Origin of the sequence: Micromonospora sp. NPDC023737, assembly GCF_040639715.1 — a bacterium.
In the GTDB taxonomy this organism is placed as follows: domain Bacteria; phylum Actinomycetota; class Actinomycetes; order Mycobacteriales; family Micromonosporaceae; genus Micromonospora.
The window spans coordinates 135,310-155,730 of record NZ_JBFAAL010000005.1 but is presented as its reverse complement, the minus strand read 5'-3'; the positions used below and the strand labels follow the sequence as shown (position 1 = coordinate 155,730).

Below are 20,421 nucleotides of genomic sequence, written 5' to 3'. Positions count from 1 at the left end.
CATTGGGCCCCACTCTACTCCACTTCCCTCCACCTGCAACCAGAATCGCCCGCGTGGCGCGGCCGATCCACGCCTAAAACCGCACGTCACAACGGGTGGGGCGGAGTGGAGGGCCGGAGCGGCCCACCGGCCGCGTCCGCTTTCCGACATTGATCGACTCCGTCCGGCGGAGGCAGAATCATCCGGCCGCGACAGCTCCCCGGCCGAACGGTTCGCCCTCGGTGCCAATCTGGCGGGACCGATGGTCCGGTAACCTCGCTCGCGTGACGGACGCGAAGATGCCCCTGCGGGCGAAGGTGGCCAGCTCCGTGTCCCGGACCGCCGCGGCGCTGTCCCGGGCCGCGGGCCGGGGTGACGGCTCGGTGATCGGCGGATGGATCGGACTCAAGATCGACCCGGACCTGCTCGCGCACCTCGCCGCCGGTCGCGCGATCGCCCTCATCTCCGGTACCAACGGCAAGACGACCACCACCCGGCTCGCTGCGGCGGCGGTCGGCGTACTCGGCAAGGTCGCCACCAACTCCTTCGGCGCCAACATGCCCACCGGCCACACCTCCGCGCTCGCCAAGGCGGGCAGCACCCCCTACGCCGTGCTCGAGGTCGACGAGCACTACCTGGCCCAGGTGCTGGAGGCCACCGAACCGCACGTGGTGGCGCTGCTCAACCTCTCCCGCGACCAGCTCGACCGCGCCAAGGAGGTCGCCATGATGGCGCAGCTCTGGCGTGCCGCGCTGGTCCGGCACCAGGACGTGCGGGTGGTGGCCAACGCAGACGACCCGATGGTCGTCTGGGCGGCCACCCCGCCGCCCAACCACGACCACCGGATCAACCCGCCCCAGGTGACCTGGTTCAGCGCCGGGCAGCGCTGGCACGAGGACTCGTGGGTCTGCCCCGAGTGCGGCTCCACCATCCAGCGCTCCGGCGAGCAGTGGTGGTGCACCGGCTGCCCGCTACGCCGCCCCGACCCGCAGTGGACGGTGGAGGACGACGGCGTGCTCGACCCGACGGGCGCGTGGCACAAGGTCTCCCTCCAACTGCCCGGCAAGGTCAACGTCGGCAACGCGGCGACCGCCCTCGCGGTGGCCGCGGAGTTCGGCGTACGACCCGTCGACGCGGTGTCCCGGCTGTCCAGCGTCACCTCGGTCGCCGGCCGCTACGCCCAGGTCGAGAAGGACGGCCGCCTCGTCCGGCTGCTGCTCGCCAAGAACCCGGCCAGCTGGCTGGAGGCGTTCGACATGGCCGACCTGGCGCCCACCCTGCTGTCGATCAACGCGCGGGACCCCGACGGGCTCGACACCTCGTGGCTCTTCGACGTCGACTTCGCCCCGCTGCGCGGACGGCAGGTGCTGATCACCGGCGACCGGGCGTACGACCTGGCCGTCCGGCTCGACGTCAACGACGTGCCGTTCCAGCACGTACGCAGCTTCAACGAGGCGATCCGCGCGGTGCCCCCGGGGCGCCTCGAGGTGATCGCCAACTACACCGCGTTCCAGGACATCCGAGCGGAGTTGGACCGTGTCAACTGAGAGCCTGCGCATCGTCTGGGTCTACCCCGACCTGCTCTCCACCTACGGCGACCGGGGCAACGCCCTGATCCTCGCCCGGCGGGCGCGTCAGCGCGGCCTGCCCGTCGAGGTGCTGGAGGTTCGCTCCGACCAGCGCCTGCCCGCGACCGCCGACATCTACCTCGTCGGCGGCGGCGAGGACGGCCCGCAGGCGTTGGGCGCGCAACGGCTGATCGCCGACGGCTCGCTGCACCGCGCCGTCGCGCAGGGCTCGGTCGTGTTCGGGGTCTGCGCCGGCTACCAGCTGCTCGGCAACTCGTTCTTCGCCAAGGGCACCAAGTGCGCCGGGCTGGAGCTGCTCGACATCACCTCCGACCGGGGCGAGACGCGGGCCGTCGGCGAGCTGACCGGTGACATCGACGCCCGGTTGGGGTTGCCGCCGCTGAGCGGCTTCGAGAACCACGGCGGTCGTACCCACCTCGGGCCGAGCGTCTCCCCGCTGGCCCGGGTCACCGCCGGCGTCGGCAACGACGGCGCCAGCGAGGGCGCGTGGCGCGGCAAGCTGCTCGGGACGTACTCGCACGGGCCCGCGCTGGCCCGTAACCCGGCCCTCGCCGACCTGCTGCTGCGCTGGGCCACCGGCATCCACCAGCTGCCACCGTTGGACGACACCTGGCCCGACCGGCTCCGGTCCGAGCGCCGCGCCGCGGTGGCCGCCGCCCGAGCATGATCCCCGCCGTCCGGCGGCTGCTGCGGCAACCGTCGGCCGTCCGGTTCACGCTGCTGGTGCTCCTGGTCGCGGCCTGCGGTGCGCTGCTGCTCGTGGTGCCCCGGCCGGATCCGTCCGCGCTGCCCGGGCTGGCCGACCGGCTCGGTGGCTTCACGCCGGTCGCGGCGGTCCTCGCCGGCGCGCTGCTACTGGTCGCCCTCGTTCCGCGTACGTTCATCACCCTCGCCTCGGGGGCGATCTTCGGCCCGTTCGAGGGCGCCGGGTACGCGCTGACCGCGGCGTTGGTGGCGGCCGCCATCGGATTCACGGTCGGCCGGCTGCTGGGGCGGGAGTTCGTCGCCGCACGGGTGCGCGGTCGACTGGCCCGCCTCGACGGCTGGTTCGCCCGGCAGAACGTGCTCGGGGTGATCACCGTACGGCTGCTGCCGATCGCCGGGTTCGGGCTGGTCAGTTACGGCTACGGCACCACCGGGGCACGTCCGCTGCCGTTCCTCGCCGGCAGCGTGATCGCCGCCGTGCCGAGCGCGTTCGGCTACGCGGCCATCGGCGCCGCGGTCACCTCGCCGGGTGACGTCCAGTGGTTCGCCGTGGCCCCCGCCGGCCTCGGCCTGATCGCCGGCGCGGTGCTGGTCCGAAGGCTGTGGCGGGCGGAGCGAAGCCGGCGCACCGCGCAGGGACGACCCGTCGGCCGGTAGACGCGGCTGATCCGGCGGCTACCCGGCTACCGAGACATCCGGGACCGGGCCGCTGCCGATCGGGTCCGGTGCCGGCTGACCGGCTGGGACACGCGGCCCCGCGAACCGGTGCCTGCGGCGACAGCGATACCTCTGCGGCACATATATAGCTGTGAGTCGTCGCGCTCGTGCGCGCACCACCAGGCCGCGCCCCGGCGCCTTCCCGGTCAGACCCGCAGCGGCGGGCCTGACCGGGAAGGAGTGGCTCAGGCGACCACGGAGACCATGCGCCCGGCAACCACGATGACCTTGCGCGGCTCCTTGCCGGCCAGGCTGCCGGCCACCGCCTCCAGGGCGGCCGCGCGGACCGTCTCCTCCGACGCGTCGGCCGGCACCTCGACCCGGCCACGCACCTTGCCGTTGACCTGCACCGGGTAGGTCACCGTCTCGGCCACCAGCAGCGCGGGGTCGGCCACCGGGAAGTCCGCGTACGCCAGCGAGCTGTCGTGCCCCATCCGCCGCCACAGCTCCTCGGCGACATGCGGGGCGAACGGCGCCAGCATCAGCACCAGCGGCTCGGCCACCTCGCGGGGGGTGGCCGGCAGCCGGGTCAGCGCGTTGGTCAGCTCGATCAGTTTGGCGATCGCGGTGTTGAACCGGATCCCCTCCATGTCGCCGCGTACGCCGTCGATCACCTTGTGCAGCAGCCGCCGGGTGTCCTCGTCAGCCGGGTCCTCGGTGACCCGCAGCGCACCGGTCTGCTCGTCGACGACCGCCCGCCACACCCGCTGCAGGAAGCGGAACGAGCCGATCACCGCCCGGGTCTCCCACGGGCGGGACACCTCCAGCGGGCCCATCGACATCTCGTAGACCCGGAACGTGTCCGCGCCGTACGCCGCGCACATCTCGTCCGGCGTGACGACGTTCCGCAGGGACTTGCCCATCTTGCCGTACTCACGGTTGACCGCGGCGTCGCCCAGGAAGTAGCCGCCGTCGCGCTCGACCACCTCGGCGGCCTGCACATAGCTGCCCCGGGAGTCGGTGTAGGCGTACGCCTGGATCATGCCCTGGTTGAACAGCCGGCGGAACGGCTCGACGCTGGAGACGTGGCCCAGGTCGTACAGCACCTTGTGCCAGAAGCGGGCGTACAGCAGGTGCAGCACGGCGTGCTCGGCGCCGCCCACGTACAGGTCGGTGCCGCCGCTGTCGCCCTCGCCGCGCGGGCCCATCCAGTACCGCTCGTTCTCCGCGTCGACGAACCGGTCGGCGTTGGTCGGGTCCAGGTAGCGCAGTTCGTACCAGCAGGAGCCGGCCCACTGCGGCATCACGTTGGTCTCCCGGGTGTACCGCTTCGGGCCGTCACCCAGGTCCAGCTCGACCTCGACCCAGTCCCGGCGCCGGGACAGCGGGGTCTCCGGGTTCGAGTTCGCGTCGTCCGGGTCGAACGTCTTCGGCGAGAAGTCGTCCACCTCGGGCAGCTCGACCGGCAGCATCTCCTCGGGCAGCGCGATCGCGGCGCCGGTCTCGTCGTACACGATCGGGAACGGCTCGCCCCAGTAGCGCTGCCGGCTGAACAGCCAGTCCCGCAGCCGGTAGGTGACAGCGCCGCGGCCGTGGCCGTTCGCCTCCAGCCACTCGATGATCCGGGCCTTGGCGTCGGCGACCCCCAGGCCGTTCAGGTCCAGGCCACGGTCGGGCGCGGCGCTGTTGATCGCCGGCCCGTCCCCGGTGTACGCCTTGCCGTCGAAGCCCTCGGAAGGCTGCACCGTGCGGACGATGGGCAGGTCGAAGACCTCGGCGAACGCCCAGTCCCGCTCGTCCTGGGCCGGCACCGCCATGATCGCGCCGGTGCCGTAGCCCGCCAGCACGTAGTCCGCGATGAAGATCGGGATCTGTGCACCGGTGACCGGGTTGGTGGCGTACGCCCCGATGAAGACGCCGGTCTTCTCCTTCGTCTCGGCCTGCCGCTCGACGTCGGTCTTGGCCGCGGCCGCCTTGCGGTACGCCTCGACGGCAGCGCGCGGGCTGGTGTGCCCGCCCGTCCAGGCCTCCCGAGTGCCCTCCGGCCAGGCCGCGGGCACCAGCGGGTCGACCAGCTCGTGCTCCGGCGCCAGCACCATGTAGGTGGCCCCGAAGATCGTGTCCGGCCGGGTCGTGAACACGCGGACCGGCTCGGCCGTCGTCGGGAAGTCGATGTGCGCCCCCTGCGACCGGCCGATCCAGTTGCGCTGCATCAGCTTGATCGCCTCGGGCCAGTCCAGCTTGTCCAGGTCCTCCAGCAGCCGGTCACCGTACGCGGTGATCCGCATCATCCACTGCTTCAGGTTCCGCTTGAAGACCGGGAAGTTGCCCCGCTCGGAGCGGCCGTCGGCGGTGACCTCCTCGTTGGCCAGCACGGTGCCCAGGCCCGGGCACCAGTTCACCGGCGCCTCCGAGACGTACGCCAGCCGGTGGTCGTCGACGATGCTCCGGCGCTCGGCCACGGACAGCTCCGCCCAGGGGCGGCCGTCCGGCGTCGGCCGGTTGCCGCCCTCGAACTCCGCGACCAGCTCGGCGATCGGCCGGGCCTTCTTCGCGTCCTGGTCGTACCAGGCGTTGAAGATCTGCAGGAAGATCCACTGGGTCCAGCGGTAGAAGTCGACGTCGATGGTGGCGACCGACCGGCGCTCGTCGTGGGCCAGCCCCAGCCGGCGCAGCTGCGCCTTGTACCGCTCGATGTTCGCCACGGTGGTGGTACGCGGGTGGGTGCCGGTCTGCACCGCGTACTGCTCGGCGGGCAGGCCGAACGCGTCGAAGCCCATCGCGTGCAGCACGTTGCGGCCGGCCATCCGCTGGTAGCGGGCGAAGCTGTCGGTGCCGATGTAGCCCAGCGGGTGGCCGACGTGCAGGCCCGCTCCGGACGGGTAGGGGAACATGTCCAGCACGTAGAGCTTCTCCGCGCCCGCCCGAGGGTGGCCGGGGTCGGCCAGCGGCCCGGTCGGGTTGGGGGCGTGGAAGGTTCCCTCCCGCTCCCAGTGGTCCTGCCAACGGTGCTCGATATCGTTGGCCAGGGCCGCGGTGTACCGGAACGGGGGGATGTCGCCCGCCGGTGCGGCTGCCTCACTCATCGCGTCTCCTCGCGTCGCTCGGCGCGGTCGTCTCGTGCGGTCTGCTGATGCTGCCCGCCCGCCCACTGGCGGACGACGGGCACAAAAAAGCCCCTCACGCAGGAGGGGCCGCCGTGCTGTCGCGCGCTCAGCGCATCAGCACGGCTCGGTAAGAAGCAGGAAGACTCCGGCCATGCCCGCAGTGTACCCCCAGGTCCGGGGCTGCCGGTGCCCCGCTACCACGCCTCGGGACGCCGGGCGGCCAGCCTACTGGGATACCCCGAACCGGCTGCCGTACGGTTCCCCCAACCTGACGAATATTCGGGGCGTAACCGGCGGTCTGACCGCAGGGGTCGGCGATAACGACAAACATGGTTAGCCTGAGAGGCCAGTGAGATTTCTGCGGCAGACGAGGCTCGGCGTCGCGAACCCAACGACGGGTCCAGCTGCTCTTAACAGAGCTGCCGTTCCGGCGACGAGGAGGAGGCCCGTGACACAACAGACCTGGGACGAGGTCGGCGGCCTGCTGCCGCACGACGAGTTCCGTGCCGCGAGCGAGGCCATCGTGGCCAACATCGAGCAGGTCATCGAGGGTAAGACGGCGACCGTGCGCCTCGCACTGGCGGTCCTGCTCGCCGAGGGGCACCTCCTCATCGAGGACGTCCCCGGCGTCGGCAAGACCAAGCTCGCCAAGGCCCTCGCGCGCTCCATCGACTGCTCGGTACGCCGGATCCAGTTCACCCCGGACCTGCTGCCCAGCGATGTCACCGGAGTCAGCGTCTACAACCAGGAGACGCACGACTTCGAGTTCCGCCCCGGCGCGGTCTTCGCCAACCTGGTGGTCGGCGACGAGATCAACCGGGCGTCGCCGAAGACCCAGTCGGCGTTGCTGGAGTGCATGGAGGAACGGCAGGTCACCGTCGACGGCGTGACCTACCAGCTCCAGACACCCTTCATGGTGATCGCCACCCAGAACCCGATCGAGATGGAGGGCACCTACCCGCTGCCCGAGGCGCAGCGCGACCGGTTCACCGCCCGGATCGCGATGGGCTACCCGGACGTCGGCGCGGAACTGGCGATGCTCGACGGTCACGGCGCCACCGACCCGCTCGACGAGCTGCGTCCGGTCTCCGACGCCGGCACCGTCCGGCAGCTGATCGCCACGGTCCGCCAGGTGCACGTCGCGGACGCGGTCAAGCAGTACGCGATCGACCTGGTCACCGCCACCCGTGAGGCTCCTGACCTGCGGCTGGGCGCCTCCCCCCGGGCCACCCTCCAGCTGCTGCGCACCGCCCGCGCGGTGGCTGCCCTGGAGGGCCGCGACTACGTCCTCCCCGACGACCTCCAGGCGCTGGCCGTGCCCGTGCTGGCGCACCGGATCATCCCCACCGCCGACGCGCAGCTGGCCCGGCGCACCACGGACGCGATCGTCTCCGACCTGGTGCACCGGCTGCCCCTGCCGAACGACCGCAAGCGCTCCCCCTACGACACCCGACCGGCGAGCGGCAACGGCCGCGGGCCGTACGAGCCGCGGAGGCCGTGACGTGCGTGAAGGGCTGCGCGGGCTGACCACCCGGGGCCGCTCGTTCCTGGCAGCCGCGGTGGCCGCGGCCGTCTCGGCGGGCATCCTCGGTGAGAAGGACCTGCTCCGGGTGGCCGTGCTGCTCGCCGTACTGCCCCTGCTCGCCGCGGCCTACGTCGGCCGCAGCCGCTACAAGCTGGCCTGCAACCGGTCACTGGACCCGCACCGGGTGCCGGTCGGGGCGAGCTCACGGGTGGTGCTGCGACTGCAGAACATGTCCCGCCTGCCCACCGGCACCCTGCTCCTGGAGGACCGGCTGCCGTACGCGTTGGGCAGCCGGCCGCGGGTGGTGTTGGAGCGGCTCGGCGCGCACCAGGCGAGTTCGGTGGCGTACACGGTCCGGGCCGACGTGCGCGGCCGCTACGAGGTGGGCCCGCTGGTGGTGCGGTTGACCGACCCGTTCGGGCTCTGCGAACTCAGCCGCGCTTTCCCCAGCGTCGACCACCTGACGGTGATCCCGCAGGTCACGCCGCTGCCCTCGGTGCGACTGCCCGGTGAGTACGCCGGCAGCGGCGACAGCCGGGCCCGCTCGGTGGCGGTGCACGGCGAGGACGACGCGGCGACCCGGGAGTACCGGGTGGGTGACGACCTGCGCCGGGTGCACTGGAAGTCGACCGCTCGCACCGGCGAGCTGATGGTCCGCCGGGAGGAGCAGCCCTGGGAGAGTCGGGCGACGGTGCTGCTCGACACCCGCGCGTACGGCCACCGGGGCGACGGCCCGACGGCGAGCTTCGAGTGGGCGGTCTCCGCGACCGCGAGCATCGCCGTGCACCTGCGCCAGGCCGGCTACAAGCTTCGCCTGGTGACCGGGGCCGGCGCGGACGTCGACGCCTCCGAGAGCAGCGGCGACGGGCTCCTGCTCGACCAGCTCGCCGAGGTACGCCTCGACCAGCGCACCGAGGTGATCGAACTGGTGCAGCGGGTCCGGCAGCGGTCCGACGGCGGCCTGATCATCGGCGTCTTCGGCTCGCTGAGCACCGCCGAGGCGGAACTGCTCTCCGGGTTGCGCGCCAACGGCGCGACCTGCGTCGCGTTCCTGGTCAACAGCTCCACCTGGCTGAACCTGCCCGAGAAGGCGCGCGCCGAGGCCGAGCAGGCGCACGCCGCCGCCGCGCTCTCGCTCGTGCGCAGCGGTTGGCGGGTGATCGGCGTCGACCACGGCACCCGGCTGCCGGCGATCTGGCCGCAGGCCGGCCGCGGCTCGCAAGGGTTCGCGGTGCGCGCCGCGCTGGCCGAGACGGTGGCCGGCGGCGTGCGATGAGCGAGCGAAACAGCCGGCTCAGCGCACTCGAGCCTCGGGCCGCCGCGCAGCGCGGCGGAGCAGAGGCATGAGCGGAGGGAAGCGGTCATGACCGGCCATCGGAATCTCGGCCTGGTGGCCGCAGGCGCGACGCTGCTCGCCGCGGCGCCGCTGTCGGCCATCTTCGAAAGCTGGACCTGGCTGATCGAGTCGGCTGTCGCGGTCGGGGTGGTGGCCGGAGCGGCCGCGCTGGCCCGGGCGCTGCGCGCCCCCCTCTGGGGTCAGGTGCTCGGCATGCTGGCGGGGCTCACGCTGGCGCTCACCTGGCTCTTCCCGGCCGGCAGCGAGCTTCTCGCGGTCCTGCCCACGCCGGCCACCTTCGCCCACTTCGGCGAGCTGCTGCGCGGGTCGGTGGCGGACATGCGCTCGTACGGCGTGGAGGTGCCCGACACCCCGGCGCTGCTGTTCATCACGGTGCTGGGCGTCGGAGCCGTGGCCGTCGTGGTCGACCTGCTCACCGTCGGGCTGCGCCGACCGGCCCTGGCGGGCCTGCCGATGCTCGCCATCTACTCGGTCCCCGTCGCCGTCTACGTGGACGACGTCTCGCCGGTCCCGTTCGTGATCGGCGCCGCCGGCTATCTCTGGTTGCTGGGCGCCGACAACGTCGACCGGGTCCGTCGGTTCGGCCGCCGGTTCACCGGCGACGGGCGGGACGTCGACGTCTGGGAGAGTTCCCCGCTGGCCGCCGCCGGCCGTCGGCTGGCGGTGCTCGGCGTGGCGGTGGCGGTGCTCCTGCCGCTCGTCCCCCTGCCGGGAATGAACGGCAGCCTGCTCGACTCCCTGAGCTCCAGCAACGGCAGCGGCAACGGCAACGGCCGGCCCGGCCACGGCGGTGCCCCCGGAAAGATCAACCTGTTCGCCGCGCTCAGCGGCCAGTTGAACCAGTCCGAGGTGGCCGACCTGATCAAGGTCACCACCAACGAACCGGACCCGTTCTACCTACGCTTCGGCGTCGCCGACGAGCTGAAGTCGAGTGGCTTCGAGGTGACCAACCCGAGCGGACGGCCGGTCAACCGGGAGCTGCCCGACCCGATTCGTGGCGTCAACGGCGTCGAGCAACACCAGTACGAGGCCAGCGTCGAGATCACCCGGGATCTCGACATGCCGCTGCTGCCGGTCTACTCCGAGCCGGTCCGCACGAAGGACCTGAACTCGACCTGGCTCTACGACGACGATCGTCAGATCGTCTTCTCCAACCGGGAGAACTCCCGCGGCAAGCGCTACTCGTTCGAGTACGTCCGGTCCACGTACACGGTGACCGCGTTGCGGAGCGCGCGGAAGCTGCCGGCCGACCATCCGTTGGTACGGCGGCAGCAGACCAAGACGCCGCCGGTGCCCGAGGTGACGGAGCTGGTGACGCGGCTCGTCCGAGGCAAGCAGACCGAGTACGACAAGGTCCGGGCGATCTACGACTACTTCTCCTCGGACAACGGCTTCAGTTACCAGCTGCGGACCGAGGGCGGGACCAGCGGCGAGGACATCGTCGACTTCCTCACCAACAAGGTCGGCTACTGCCAGCAGTACGCGGCCGCGATGGGCTGGTTGGTCCGGGCGGCCGGCATCCCGGCCCGGGTCGCGTTCGGCTTCACCAGCGGCAGCAACCGCAGTGGCAACACGTACACGCTCACCAATCGCAACCTGCACGCCTGGACGGAGGTCTACTTCGACGGGATCGGCTGGGTGCCGTTCGACGCCACCCCGGCGTACGGCGTCGCCGGCTCCACCCGGTCGGCCTGGGCTCCGGACACCGACGCTCCGGAACCCCTGCCCGATCAGCCGGGCGCGACGAACGCCACGCCGAATCCCGAAGGGTCCGCCGGGGCGGTCGGTTCGGATCGGGAGGACCGGGACTCCGACGCCGGCCTCTCCCTCGATGCCGAGACCTCCACCGAGCAGGCACCCGTCTGGCCCTGGTGGGCGGCCGGTTCGCTGGTGCTCCTGTTGCTGCTGGCCATGCCGGCTCTCCGCCGGCTCACGTTGCGCCGCAGGCGGGGCGGCGGGGCGCCGATGCCGGTCACGGCCGCCGTGCCGGACGTGGGTGTCGAGGCCACCACCGGCGACCGGATGGTGGTGGTCGGCGCCGACGCCGACCGGGCACGGGCCGACGCGCACGCCGCGTGGGACGAGCTGCTCGACACGCTGATCGACTACCGAGTGCCGGTCGACCGGACGGAAACCCCGCGGGCGACCGCCGACCGGCTCGTCCGGGACGCGCTCAACGCCGACGCCGACGCGGTCACCGCGATCCGGTTGCTCGGCCGGGCTGAGGAACGGGCCCGCTACGCGCGTGATCCGCTCACCGGTGACCCGCTGGCGCCCGCGCTGCGAGTGGTCCGGGGCAGGCTCGCCACGGATGCCGACCGGCGTACCCGGTTGCTCGCGGCGGTGCTGCCGCCGTCCGTGCTGCTGCGTTGGCGGCTCGCCGTGGCGGACACCTCGGGCCGGATGGCCGCGTTGACCGGCCAGGCCCGTCACCGGCTGCTGCGGTGGAACCCGCGCCGACTGCTCGCCGACCGCGCGGCCCGCTGACCGGCCGGCAGCGCGTCGGGCCACGGCTGCTTGATCCACTCCCGTTCAGTGAAGTCGGGGTGTTCCGGTCACGGGAACACCCCGACTTCACTGGATGACGAGCCGATCGACGCCCGGCCACGCCCGACGAAGGTCACGGCACGGCCGCCCGACGAAGATCACGGCACGGCCGCCCGACGAAGATCAGCGGCCGACCGGGCTCAGCGGTGCCCCTCCGGGCGCTGACGCCACCGGTCCTCCATCCGGTCGATGAACGAGGGACGTCGACCGGACCGACCGCGGGTGCGGCGTCGACTTGTCGTGCCGCCCACCACATGGAGATCGGGTGACTGCGCCCGGCGGTGCGACTGCACCGCGTACGCGGCCGAGGCCAACATGACGACGAAACCCGCCACAGCCAGCGGCGGGGTCTTGATCACCGCGCCATAGACCAGTAGGGCCAACCCAGCGACGATGACGCCGGCAGCGACGAGCAGGCGACGCCGCGTGTGGAAACGCGGATCGCTGGCGCGCACGGCCGAGGCGAATTTGGGGTCCTCGGCAAGCGACCGCTCGATCTGCTCGAACAGCCGCTGCTCGTGCTCCGAGAGCGGCACGGCACTCCTCCCCGGTCACGTTGGTCGGCCCGTTCGGACCGACAGACCGTGGCAGCCAACCGGCTGCTTACCCGCAAGTCTACGAGGGGGGCCGCGCGTCGGAAAGCGGGACGACCTATGGCCCGGGCTGATTTTCGTTCCGACGACGATCACGGTTGCCGAGCAGACTGGCCGGACCTATGACGGACCGCCCGAATCGGGCAGCAGCGGCGTCCGCAGCGGCTTCCGCCTCGCGCCATCCACGCTCGGGCGCGCCGAGGGTGAGCTGGCGGGGTGTTTCCTGCGCCGCCGCGAGCCCCTCGGCGCGTACGCCGACGAGCCGGACCGGCTCGGCCGGGGCCAGCGCGGTCCAGAGCGCCCAGACGGTGTCGAACATCTCCCTGGCCGTGTCGGTGGCGACCGGCAGGGTGCGCGAGCGGGTGACCGTGCGGAAGTCGGCCAGTCGCACCTTGAGCGAGATCGTCCGACCGACCTGACCGGCCCGGCGCAGCCGGCCACCGACCTTGTCGGCGAGCGCGAGCAGCGCGCGCCGGATCTCCAGCGGGTCGGTCACGTCGACGTCGAAGGTGACCTCCGCCCCGATCGACTTTTCCACGTGCTCGGGGCTCACCGCGCGCGGATCACGTCCCCGGGCGAGAGCGTGCAGGTGGCCGGCTGACGCCTCGCCGACGGCCTTGCGCAACATGCCGTACGGCGCCTCGGCGAGGTCGCCGATCGTGGCCAGCCCGAGCCGGCGCAACGCCTGCGCGGAGCGCTCACCCACTCCCCAGAGCGCGTCGACCGGCAGCGGGTGGAGGAACTCGAGCACCCGGGACGCGGGCACGACCAGCATGCCGTCGGGCTTGGCCCGGGTCGAGCCGAGCTTCGCCACGAACTTGCTCGGCGCCACCCCGACCGAGCAGGTCAGCCCCTGCTCGCGCGCGACCCGGGCGCGGATCTTGCCGGCGATCTCGGCCGGTGAGCCGAAGAGCCGTCGCGCACCGGTCACGTCGAGGAACGCCTCGTCGAGGGAGAGCGGCTCGACCAGCGGGGTGACGTCCCGGAAGATCTGCATCACCGCCCGGGAGGCGTCGCTGTAGGCGGTGAAGTCCGGCGGCAGGTAGATCGCGTGCGGGCAGAGCGCGCGGGCCCGCATCATCGGCATGGCACTGCGTACCCCGTAGCGGCGGGCCTCGTAGCTGGCCGAGCTGACGACACCACGCGGACCGAGGCCACCGACCACCACCGGCCGACCCCGCAGCTCGGGACGGCGGCGCACCTCGACCGAGGCGAAGAAGGCGTCCATGTCCACGTGCAGGATCGGACTGCCGGAGTCGTCGGCGTCGGGGCCGAAGCGCGGATCACCGCCCCGTGGCAACGACTGGCTGCGACCCATGTCCGCAGGTTAGCCCCCGGGTACGACGGGACCGGTCAGCCCCGCACCACCAGCAGCGGGATGGTCATCTCGGCTGCCGTGTCCGACCCGTGATACGCCACCAGCCGCGACGCGAGCGGGCTCTCCGAGCGGGTGGCCAGTACGGCGTACGTGTCGTTGCAGATCACCACGACGTCGCCGATCCGGGCCAGGTGTTCGGCCGGCACCGGCCCGAACCAGCCGGCCGCGACCGCCTCGTCACGGGTACGCACCCGGGCCGCGTCGCCGAGCACCGCCGACCAGGCGGCCACCACGTCGTTCACCGCGCCGGGCGTGACGTGCAGGTAGCGGACCCGGGCCTCACCGGCGACGACCTCGATCCCGGTGCGCAGCCGGGGGTCGGTGTCCAGGTCGAACCGGTGCCCGGCGGGCACGTCGAGCTGGCCGTGGTCGGCGGTCACCAGCAGCGCGGCGTCCGCCGGCAGGCCGTCGACCAGGCGGGCGAGCAGAGTGTCCACCTCCGCCGCGGCAACCCGCCACGGCGGTGAGTCGACCCCGGTGAGATGGCCGTGCCGGTCCAGGTCGGGGTGGTAGCCGGAGACCAGGGTCGGACCGGTCCCCGCGGTCAGCGCAGTCAGCATCGTCGCGGCGAGCTCGTCGACGCCGGTCGCGCCGCGGAAGTCCCCGCCCCGGTTGGCGGCCATGGTCAGCCCGCTGCCACCGAACTCGGGGCGGCTCACCACGGTGACGGCGACGCCGGCCGCGCGGGCCCGCTCCAGCTGGGTCGGGACCGGTTGCCAGCGCAGCGGATCCGGATCCGCGGCCCACTCGATGTGACTGAGCACACGCTCCGTACCGGGCACCCGGACGGTGAAGCCGAGCACCCCGTGCGCGCCGGGCGCCGTGCCGGTGCCCATGGTCACCAGGCTGGTGGGGGTGGTCGACGGGAAGCCCGAGGTGAGTGGCCGGCCGACCGTCGCGGCGAGCCCGGCCAGCGTCGGGGCGTACGGAGTGGCGGTGGGGATCTGGTACCAGCCGAGCCCGTCGACGAGCAGCACGGCGATCCGGCGTACCCCGGCCAGCCGGTCCGTCAGACCCAGCCGGTCGACGGCACCCGGCACCCGGAGCACCGCGAGCGCGCTGGGGAGCACATCGGCGAGGCTGCCGTCGCCGTAGCGGGGCGCGACCGGGGACAGCGGATCGGGTGCGGCCCCGGCGGGCCCGGGGCCGTTCGGGTCCGGCCGACCGGACGGCCGCGACGGGGCAGGCCCGGTCATGCCGGCCGGCGGGCGAACAGGTGCAGCTGGGCGGCGAGATCCCGGTACGGCGGCCGGCCGGCGAGCGCCCGCTCCAGCTCGACCAGGGCGCCGGGCTGACCGTCGGCGACCGCGGCCGGCAGCAGGTCGGCGAGGACGCGTACGCCGTGGATCTCCTCGACCACGAGCCCGGCGCCGCGCAGCAGGGCCGTGGCGCCGTCGGCGTCGTACCGCCGCCGCAGGGTGTCCCGGGCTCCGGCGGTGCCGGCCGGGTCCGTCGCCAGCGCGGCCGCGACGTCCAGGTGGCCGTTCATGGCGCGGCCGAGCACCGCGGCGGCGCGGCCGGCGAGCAGCACGCTCGCCGCACCGCCGGGACGTAGCGCGGTGGCCAGCGCGGCCACCACCGACACGGGGTCGTCGACGACCTCGAGCACGGCGTGGCAGAGGACCAGGTCGACTCCGGCTGGTTCGACGAGGCCGGCCAGCGCGTCGCCGTCGCCCTGCACGGCACGTACCCGGTCGGCCGCGCCCGCCTCGGCGGCCCGCCGGGTCAGCGCGGCGAGCGCGTCCGGGCTCGCGTCCACCACTGTGACGTGGTGCCCGGCCTGGGCGAGCGGGACGGCGAAACCGCCGGTGCCGCCGCCCACGTCGAGCACGGTGAGTTCGGCATCGCCCCGCCGGTCGAGTTCGGCACGGAGCACCGACCAGATCACGGCGGTACGGGGGGTCAGCGGCGGCCCGGTGAACCGGCCTCGGGTCTGCTCCACCCGGTCGAGCCTAGTCAGGTTCCGGCGTGTCGACAGGGGGCCCCTCCGCTATCGGACCCGTCAATGGGATTCGGCGGGTGAGCAGCGGGTGATCAGGCAGACGGCAGCAACCAGAGGCGCGCCGTCCCGGCGGGGCGGACCAGGCGCACCGCCTGCCGCAGCGGTCGCCGCGCCCGCCTGCCGGACGGCGGAGCGCCGCCGGGCCGGCTCGACGACGGAGACGGCGCGACGGCGCTCCACTCGGCGGTGGTTGCTACGACTCCCCTCCCGCCGCCGGGTCCCGCTCGACGCGAGAGCGCCGGGCATTCGCCACGGGGCCTTCGTTCACCTCGTACTCGCGCGGCTCCATGTGGTGCTCCGGCACCCATCCGGCGGCGAGGCGAGTACGACGCGCGTTGGCCACTCCGTTGTGACCGTTGTTCCCCGTCACTGCTCTTCTCCTTCGTGCTACACGAGCTTGTTGCTGAGCTTCACCTGCATCAGGGTTATCACCACGATGATCGGGATCAGCAGCCAGGTCGTCGCTGAGGCTCAACCCAGGTGCGGGAACTGCCACGTTTCCGGAACAAATGGATGACGTTGAACGTTCCCGCGTCGCTGCCGAACGTGTCGCGCGTCTCCCCGGTCGCCGGCGCAGTTCGACGGGAGCGGCTGTGTCCCGCGTCTCGCGGGGCCGGGCCGGTCTCCGGGCCGCCACCGACCGGGGCCACGCTCGTCGGATGGTCGTCCTGCTCAGTGCGTTCGGCATCGTGCTGCTCGGGGCGTTCGCCCAGGCGGTCAGCGGCTTCGGCTACGCCCTGCTGACCGTCCCCCTGCTCGCCGCCGCGATCGACCCGCGCAGCGCGGTCGTGGTGGCGGCGCTGACCAGCATCGGGCTGACCCTCACCGCGGCCGTCCGGGAGCGCGCGTACGCCCGGTGGCGGGTGGCGGCGACGCTCACCGCCACCGCCCTGCTCGGGGTGCCGGTCGGCCTGCTGGTGCTCATGTACGCCCCGCAGCGGCTGCTCAGCGCGCTGATCGCGGTGGTGGTGCTCGGCTGCGTCGTGCTGGTGGCCAGCGGTGCCCGGATGCGCACCGGCCGCCTGGGGCTCGGCGCGATCGGGGTGCTCGTCGGCGTGCTCACCGCCGCCACCGGCACCAACGGACCGCCGCTGGTCGCCGCGTTCCACTCCCTCGGCTACGACCCACGTACCTTCCGGGCGACGGTGGCGGCGACGTTCGCCGGGACCGGCCTGATCGGGCTGGCCGGATTCCTGCTCACCGGTCAGGTGGACGCCCACGTGACGCGGATCGCCCTCGCGGCGCTTCCCGCCGTCCCCCTGGGCTGGTGGCTGGGCAACCGGCTCTTCCACCGGATCGACCCGCGACTGTTCCGTCGCATCGTGCTGGTCGGGCTGCTCGGCAGCGCCGGCACGGCCCTCATCGGCCTGGCCGGTTGACGCACGCGGCCTCCGCCGGCGTCCCGTCGGCGCCGGGCAAGGGCGGGTCAGCGGAAGTCGCGGGAGGCCGGACTGACCGGCGGCTGGATCGCGTCCAGCCGGTCGGCGACCAGGTTGACCACTCCCTCGTTCCGTTCCAGCCGGCCCCGCACCACCAGCCCGGCGCTGGTCCGGGCCACCCGCCGGTAGCGCTGCCACAGCCCCGGTGAGCAGGTCACGTTGAGCATGCCGGTCTCGTCCTCCAGGTTGAGGAAGGTCACCCCGCCGGCGGTCGCCGGCCGCTGCCGGTGGGTGACGATGCCGCCGACCCGGATCCGTTGGCCGGGCTCCACCCGGCCGAGCTGGGCGATCGGCACCGCGCCCAGTTCGTCGAGGCGAGGGCGGATGAACGTCGCCGGATGGTTCTCCGGCGACAGGCCGGTGGCCCAGACGTCCGCGACCAACCGGTCGACCGCCTCCATGCCGGGCAGGGTCGGCGCGGCCGTGCCGGTCACCGTGCCGGGCAGCCGGCCCGGCCGGTCCTGCGCCGCCGCGCCGGCGGCCCAGAGCGCCTGCCGCCGGCTGAGCCCGAAACAGGCGAACGCGTCCGCGGTGGCCAGCGCCTCCAGCTGCGCGGCGGTGAGACCGACCCGCCGGGCCACGTCCGGCATGTCGCGGTACGGCCCGTTCGCGATCCGCTCCGCCTCGATCCGCTCCGCCACCCCGTCGCCGAGGGTGCGCACGCTGGACAGGCCGAGCCGGACGGCCGGGCCGCCCAGCCCCCAGGCGTGTGGCGGCTCCCCCGGCTCGCTGCCCCACCGGGTCTCGGGCGTGGACTCCAGCACCGCCAGGGCGCCACTGGCGTTGATGTCCGGCCGGCGCACCTCCACACCGTGCCGGCGGGCGTCGTCCACCAGACTCTGCGGTGAGTAGAAGCCCATCGGCTGGGCGTTGAGCAGCGCCGCCAGGAACGGCCCAGGGTGGTAGCGCTTGAGCCAGGAGCTGGCGTAGACCAGGTAGGCGAAGCTCATCGCGTGGCTCTCCGGGAAGCCGTAACTGGCGAACGCGGTGAGTTTCCGGTAGACGTCTTCGGCCAACTCGCCCGTGATGCCCCGCTCCGCCATGCCGGCGTAGAGCCGGTCGGCGATCTGCGCCATCCGCTCGACCGAACGCTTCGCCCCCATCGCCCGGCGCAGCTGGTCCGCCCCGGCCGCGTCGAAACCGGCCAGGTCGATGGCGAGCTGCATCAACTGCTCCTGGAACAACGGCACGCCGAGGGTCTTCTCCAGCGCGTTGCGCATCAGCGGGTGGGCGAACTCCACCGGCTCCTGGCCGTTCTTGCGCCGGATGTACGGGTGCACCGAGCCGCCCTGGATCGGGCCGGGCCGGATCAGCGCCACCTCGACCACCAGGTCGTAGAACTCACGGGGCTTCAGCCGGGGCAGGGTGGCCATCTGCGCCCGGCTCTCCACCTGGAACACCCCCACCGAGTCGGCCCGGCAGAGCATGTCGTAGACCTCCGGATCGTCCAGCGTCATGTCGCCGAGGTCCAGACTCATCCCGATCATGTCGTAGCCGTAGTGCAGCGCGGAGAGCATGCCGAGGCCGAGCAGGTCGAACTTGACCAGACCGACGGAGGCGCAGTCGTCCTTGTCCCACTGGAGCACGCTGCGGCCGGGCATCCGCCCCCACTCCACCGGGCAGACCTCGATGACCGGCCGGTCGCAGATCACCATCCCGCCGGAGTGGATGCCCAGGTGCCGGGGGAACGTCTGCAACTCGTTGGCGTACTCGACCACCTGCTCGGGAATGTCCGCCACGTCGACGGAGGCGACCGCACCCCACCGGTCGATCTGCTTGCTCCAGGCGTCCTGCTGCCCAGGGGAGAAGCCGAACGCCTTGGCCACGTCCCGTACCGCCGAACGCGGCCGGTACGAGATGACGTTGGCCACCTGGGCGGTGTGCTCCCGGCCGTAGCGGGCGTAGACGTGCTGGATCACCTCCTCCCGGCGATCGGACTCGATGTCCACGTCGATGTCGGGCGGGCCGTCCCGCTCCGGCGCGAGGAACCGTTCGAAGAGCAGCCGGTGCCGTACCGCGTCGACGTTGGTGATCCGCAGCGCGTAGCAGACCGCCGAGTTCGCGGCCGAGCCCCGCCCCTGGCAGTAGATGTCCTGCTCGCGGCAGAACGTGACGATGTCGTAGACCACCAGGAAGTAGCCGGGGAAACCCAACGTCTCGATCATGTCCAGCTCGTGGTCGAGCTGCGCGTACGCCGTCGGGTGCGCCGCCCGGGGGCCGTAGCGCTCCCGTGCCCCCTCGTAGGTCAGCTGCCGCAGCCAACTCATCTCGGTGTGCCCCGACGGGACCGGGTACGCCGGCAGCTGCGGCGCGACGAGCTGGAGGTCGAAGGCCAGCTCGGCGCCGAACTCGGCGGCCCGGGCCACCGCACCCGGGTACGCGGCGAACCGGGCCGCCATCTCCGCGCCGCTGCGCAGGTGGGCGGTGGCGGCGGCGGGTAGCCAGCCGTCGATCTCGTCCAGGCTGCGCCGGGCGCGTACGGCGGCGACCGTGGTGGCCAGCCGGCGCCGCCCCGGGGTCGCGTAGTGCACGTTGTTGGCGGCCACCGTGGGCAGGCCGGCCGTGGCGGCCAACTCCGCGAGCGCGTCGTTGCGGTCGGCGTCGACAGGATGCCCGTGGTCGGTGAGCTCCACCGCGACCGTCTCCGCGCCGAATAGCGCGGTCAACCGGTCCAGCTCGCGGGCCGCCGCCTCGACGCCCTCGGTGAGCAGTGCCGCCGGGACGTGCCCCTTGCGGCAGCCGGTGAGCACCAGCACGTGGTCACGCAGCTCCTCGGCGACCTCCTCCAGCTCGCCGTAGACCGGGCGGCCCTTCTCACCGCCGCGCAGCTGGGCCCGCGAGATGGTCGAGGCGAGTCGGGCGTACCCCTCGTGGCCGTGGGCCAGCACCAGCAGATGCCGCCCGAGTGGATCCGGTTCGCCGTTCTGCGGGCCGGGCAGCCCGAGCGAGAGTTCGGCGCCGAAGATGGTGGGCAGGCCCAGCGTCCGGGCCGCCTCGGCGAAGCGCACCACGCCGTAGAAGCCGTCGTGGTCGGTGACGGCGAGCGCGGTGAGCCCCAGCCGGGCCGCCTCCTCGGCCAGCTCCTCGGGGTGGCTGGCCCCGTCGAGGAAGCTGAAGTTGGTGTGGGCGTGCAGCTCCGCGTACGGGACCGCGCCCTCGGTACGGGTCATCGCCGGTGGCTGGTACTGCTCCCGCTTCCGGCTCCAGGCGGGGCTGTCCCCACCGTCGGCGTCCACCGCGAGCGGGTCGACCACGTGCAGGTGCCGCTCGTCCCGGGGACGCCCACGGCCGGACGCACCGGCGCCGCCGCCGGGTCGGCCGGAAAGCACCCGTTCCAGCTCCGACCAGGGCATCTTCGGGTTGTGGAAGCTCATCCGAGCACCCCCGCCCTGGGCGCGACGGGTAGCGGACGGCCCCTGGCCGGCGAGCCGCGCCCGACCGTCGCACGGCCAGCGGCCGGTGCCCTCGATGAGCCTGATACCGCAGAGGCATATTGATGACCCGGAGGCATCAATATGCCGGGTACCTGTGCCCCCGGCCGGC

At 73.0% G+C, this 20,421-nt stretch carries 14 protein-coding genes; 7 read left to right on the top strand and 7 right to left on the bottom strand.

All coding sequences use genetic code 11. From position 1 onward, the window contains the following. Positions 1-278 precede the first annotated feature (278 nt). Genes AB0F98_RS13995 through AB0F98_RS13985 form a run of 3 tightly spaced genes read left to right on the top strand, consistent with a single transcriptional unit; the run spans position 279 to position 2,930 of the window. Complete coding sequence (locus AB0F98_RS13995) at positions 279-1,526, top strand: MurT ligase domain-containing protein (protein WP_357734708.1); 1,248 nt, start codon at positions 279-281, stop codon at positions 1,524-1,526. Continuing rightward, positions 1,516-2,235, top strand: a complete 720-nt coding sequence (locus AB0F98_RS13990; RefSeq protein ID WP_357733946.1) for a glutamine amidotransferase — start codon at positions 1,516-1,518, stop codon at positions 2,233-2,235. Before AB0F98_RS13995 ends, AB0F98_RS13990 begins: the two co-directional genes overlap by 11 nt. Continuing rightward, a complete protein-coding gene (locus AB0F98_RS13985; protein WP_357733943.1) occupies positions 2,232-2,930 on the top strand; it encodes a VTT domain-containing protein in 699 nt (232 codons plus the stop codon). The genes AB0F98_RS13990 and AB0F98_RS13985 overlap by 4 nt, the downstream gene beginning before the upstream one ends. Positions 2,931-3,175: 245 nt before the next feature. Here the strand turns inward: AB0F98_RS13985 and leuS are convergent, their stop codons facing one another. Beyond that, on the bottom strand, positions 3,176-6,016 hold the full coding sequence (gene leuS, locus AB0F98_RS13980) for a leucine--tRNA ligase (RefSeq protein ID WP_357733940.1): 2,841 nt from the start codon (positions 6,014-6,016) through the stop codon (positions 3,176-3,178). Between the two features lie 469 nt (positions 6,017-6,485). On the opposite strand from leuS, the gene AB0F98_RS13975 reads away from it, so the two are divergent. The 3 genes from AB0F98_RS13975 (at position 6,486) to AB0F98_RS13965 (ending at position 11,406) form a co-directional block, all read left to right on the top strand. Then, on the top strand, positions 6,486-7,538 hold the full coding sequence (locus AB0F98_RS13975; RefSeq protein ID WP_357733937.1) for a MoxR family ATPase: 1,053 nt from the start codon (positions 6,486-6,488) through the stop codon (positions 7,536-7,538). 1 nt (position 7,539) lies between these two features. Further along, entirely contained in the window at positions 7,540-8,838 is a 1,299-nt protein-coding gene (locus tag AB0F98_RS13970; RefSeq protein WP_357733934.1) for a DUF58 domain-containing protein, read from the top strand. Positions 8,839-8,925: 87 nt separating this feature from the next. After that, complete coding sequence (locus tag AB0F98_RS13965) at positions 8,926-11,406, top strand: DUF3488 and transglutaminase-like domain-containing protein (RefSeq protein WP_357733931.1); 2,481 nt, start codon at positions 8,926-8,928, stop codon at positions 11,404-11,406. Positions 11,407-11,606: 200 nt separating this feature from the next. Here the strand turns inward: AB0F98_RS13965 and AB0F98_RS13960 are convergent, their stop codons facing one another. The 5 genes from AB0F98_RS13960 to AB0F98_RS13940 all read right to left on the bottom strand — a co-directional run bounded on the left by AB0F98_RS13960 (position 11,607) and on the right by AB0F98_RS13940 (position 15,809). Further along, positions 11,607-12,002, bottom strand: a complete 396-nt coding sequence (locus tag AB0F98_RS13960) for a DUF3040 domain-containing protein (RefSeq protein WP_357733928.1) — start codon at positions 12,000-12,002, stop codon at positions 11,607-11,609. Positions 12,003-12,117: 115 nt separating this feature from the next. Beyond that, positions 12,118-13,377 carry a DNA polymerase IV gene (locus AB0F98_RS13955; RefSeq protein WP_357733925.1) on the bottom strand — a complete coding sequence of 420 codons (1,260 nt, stop codon included), beginning with the start codon at positions 13,375-13,377 and terminating at the stop codon, positions 12,118-12,120. A 35-nt stretch (positions 13,378-13,412) separates the two neighbouring features. Further along, complete coding sequence (locus AB0F98_RS13950; RefSeq protein ID WP_357733922.1) at positions 13,413-14,633, bottom strand: nucleotide pyrophosphatase/phosphodiesterase family protein; 1,221 nt, start codon at positions 14,631-14,633, stop codon at positions 13,413-13,415. After that, complete coding sequence (locus tag AB0F98_RS13945; protein WP_357734704.1) at positions 14,630-15,397, bottom strand: methyltransferase domain-containing protein; 768 nt, start codon at positions 15,395-15,397, stop codon at positions 14,630-14,632. Before AB0F98_RS13945 ends, AB0F98_RS13950 begins: the two co-directional genes overlap by 4 nt. Positions 15,398-15,632: 235 nt before the next feature. Then, positions 15,633-15,809 (bottom strand): hypothetical protein, encoded by a 177-nt coding sequence (locus AB0F98_RS13940; protein ID WP_355145740.1) that lies wholly within the window; start codon positions 15,807-15,809, stop codon positions 15,633-15,635. Positions 15,810-16,098: 289 nt separating this feature from the next. Between AB0F98_RS13940 and AB0F98_RS13935 the strand changes: the two genes are divergently transcribed. Next, positions 16,099-16,818 (top strand): sulfite exporter TauE/SafE family protein, encoded by a 720-nt coding sequence (locus tag AB0F98_RS13935; protein ID WP_357733918.1) that lies wholly within the window; start codon positions 16,099-16,101, stop codon positions 16,816-16,818. Positions 16,819-16,865: 47 nt separating this feature from the next. Here the strand turns inward: AB0F98_RS13935 and AB0F98_RS13930 are convergent, their stop codons facing one another. Beyond that, on the bottom strand, positions 16,866-20,252 hold the full coding sequence (locus AB0F98_RS13930; RefSeq protein ID WP_357733915.1) for an error-prone DNA polymerase: 3,387 nt from the start codon (positions 20,250-20,252) through the stop codon (positions 16,866-16,868). Positions 20,253-20,421: the final 169 nt, after the last annotated feature.

What these genes read in the sequence shown, in the direction of transcription:
- AB0F98_RS13995 (WP_357734708.1), top strand. Translation starts at nt 279, where the DNA reads ATGCCCCTGCGGGCGAAGGTGGCCAGCTCCGTGTCCCGGACCGCCGCG.
- AB0F98_RS13985 (WP_357733943.1), top strand. Translation starts at nt 2,232, where the DNA reads ATGATCCCCGCCGTCCGGCGGCTGCTGCGGCAACCGTCGGCCGTCCGG.
- leuS (WP_357733940.1), bottom strand. Translation starts at nt 6,016, where the DNA reads ATGAGTGAGGCAGCCGCACCGGCGGGCGACATCCCCCCGTTCCGGTAC.
- AB0F98_RS13965 (WP_357733931.1), top strand. Translation starts at nt 8,926, where the DNA reads ATGACCGGCCATCGGAATCTCGGCCTGGTGGCCGCAGGCGCGACGCTG.
- AB0F98_RS13955 (WP_357733925.1), bottom strand. Translation starts at nt 13,377, where the DNA reads ATGGGTCGCAGCCAGTCGTTGCCACGGGGCGGTGATCCGCGCTTCGGC.
- AB0F98_RS13950 (WP_357733922.1), bottom strand. Translation starts at nt 14,633, where the DNA reads ATGACCGGGCCTGCCCCGTCGCGGCCGTCCGGTCGGCCGGACCCGAAC.
- AB0F98_RS13935 (WP_357733918.1), top strand. Translation starts at nt 16,099, where the DNA reads ATGGTCGTCCTGCTCAGTGCGTTCGGCATCGTGCTGCTCGGGGCGTTC.
- AB0F98_RS13930 (WP_357733915.1), bottom strand. Translation starts at nt 20,252, where the DNA reads ATGAGCTTCCACAACCCGAAGATGCCCTGGTCGGAGCTGGAACGGGTG.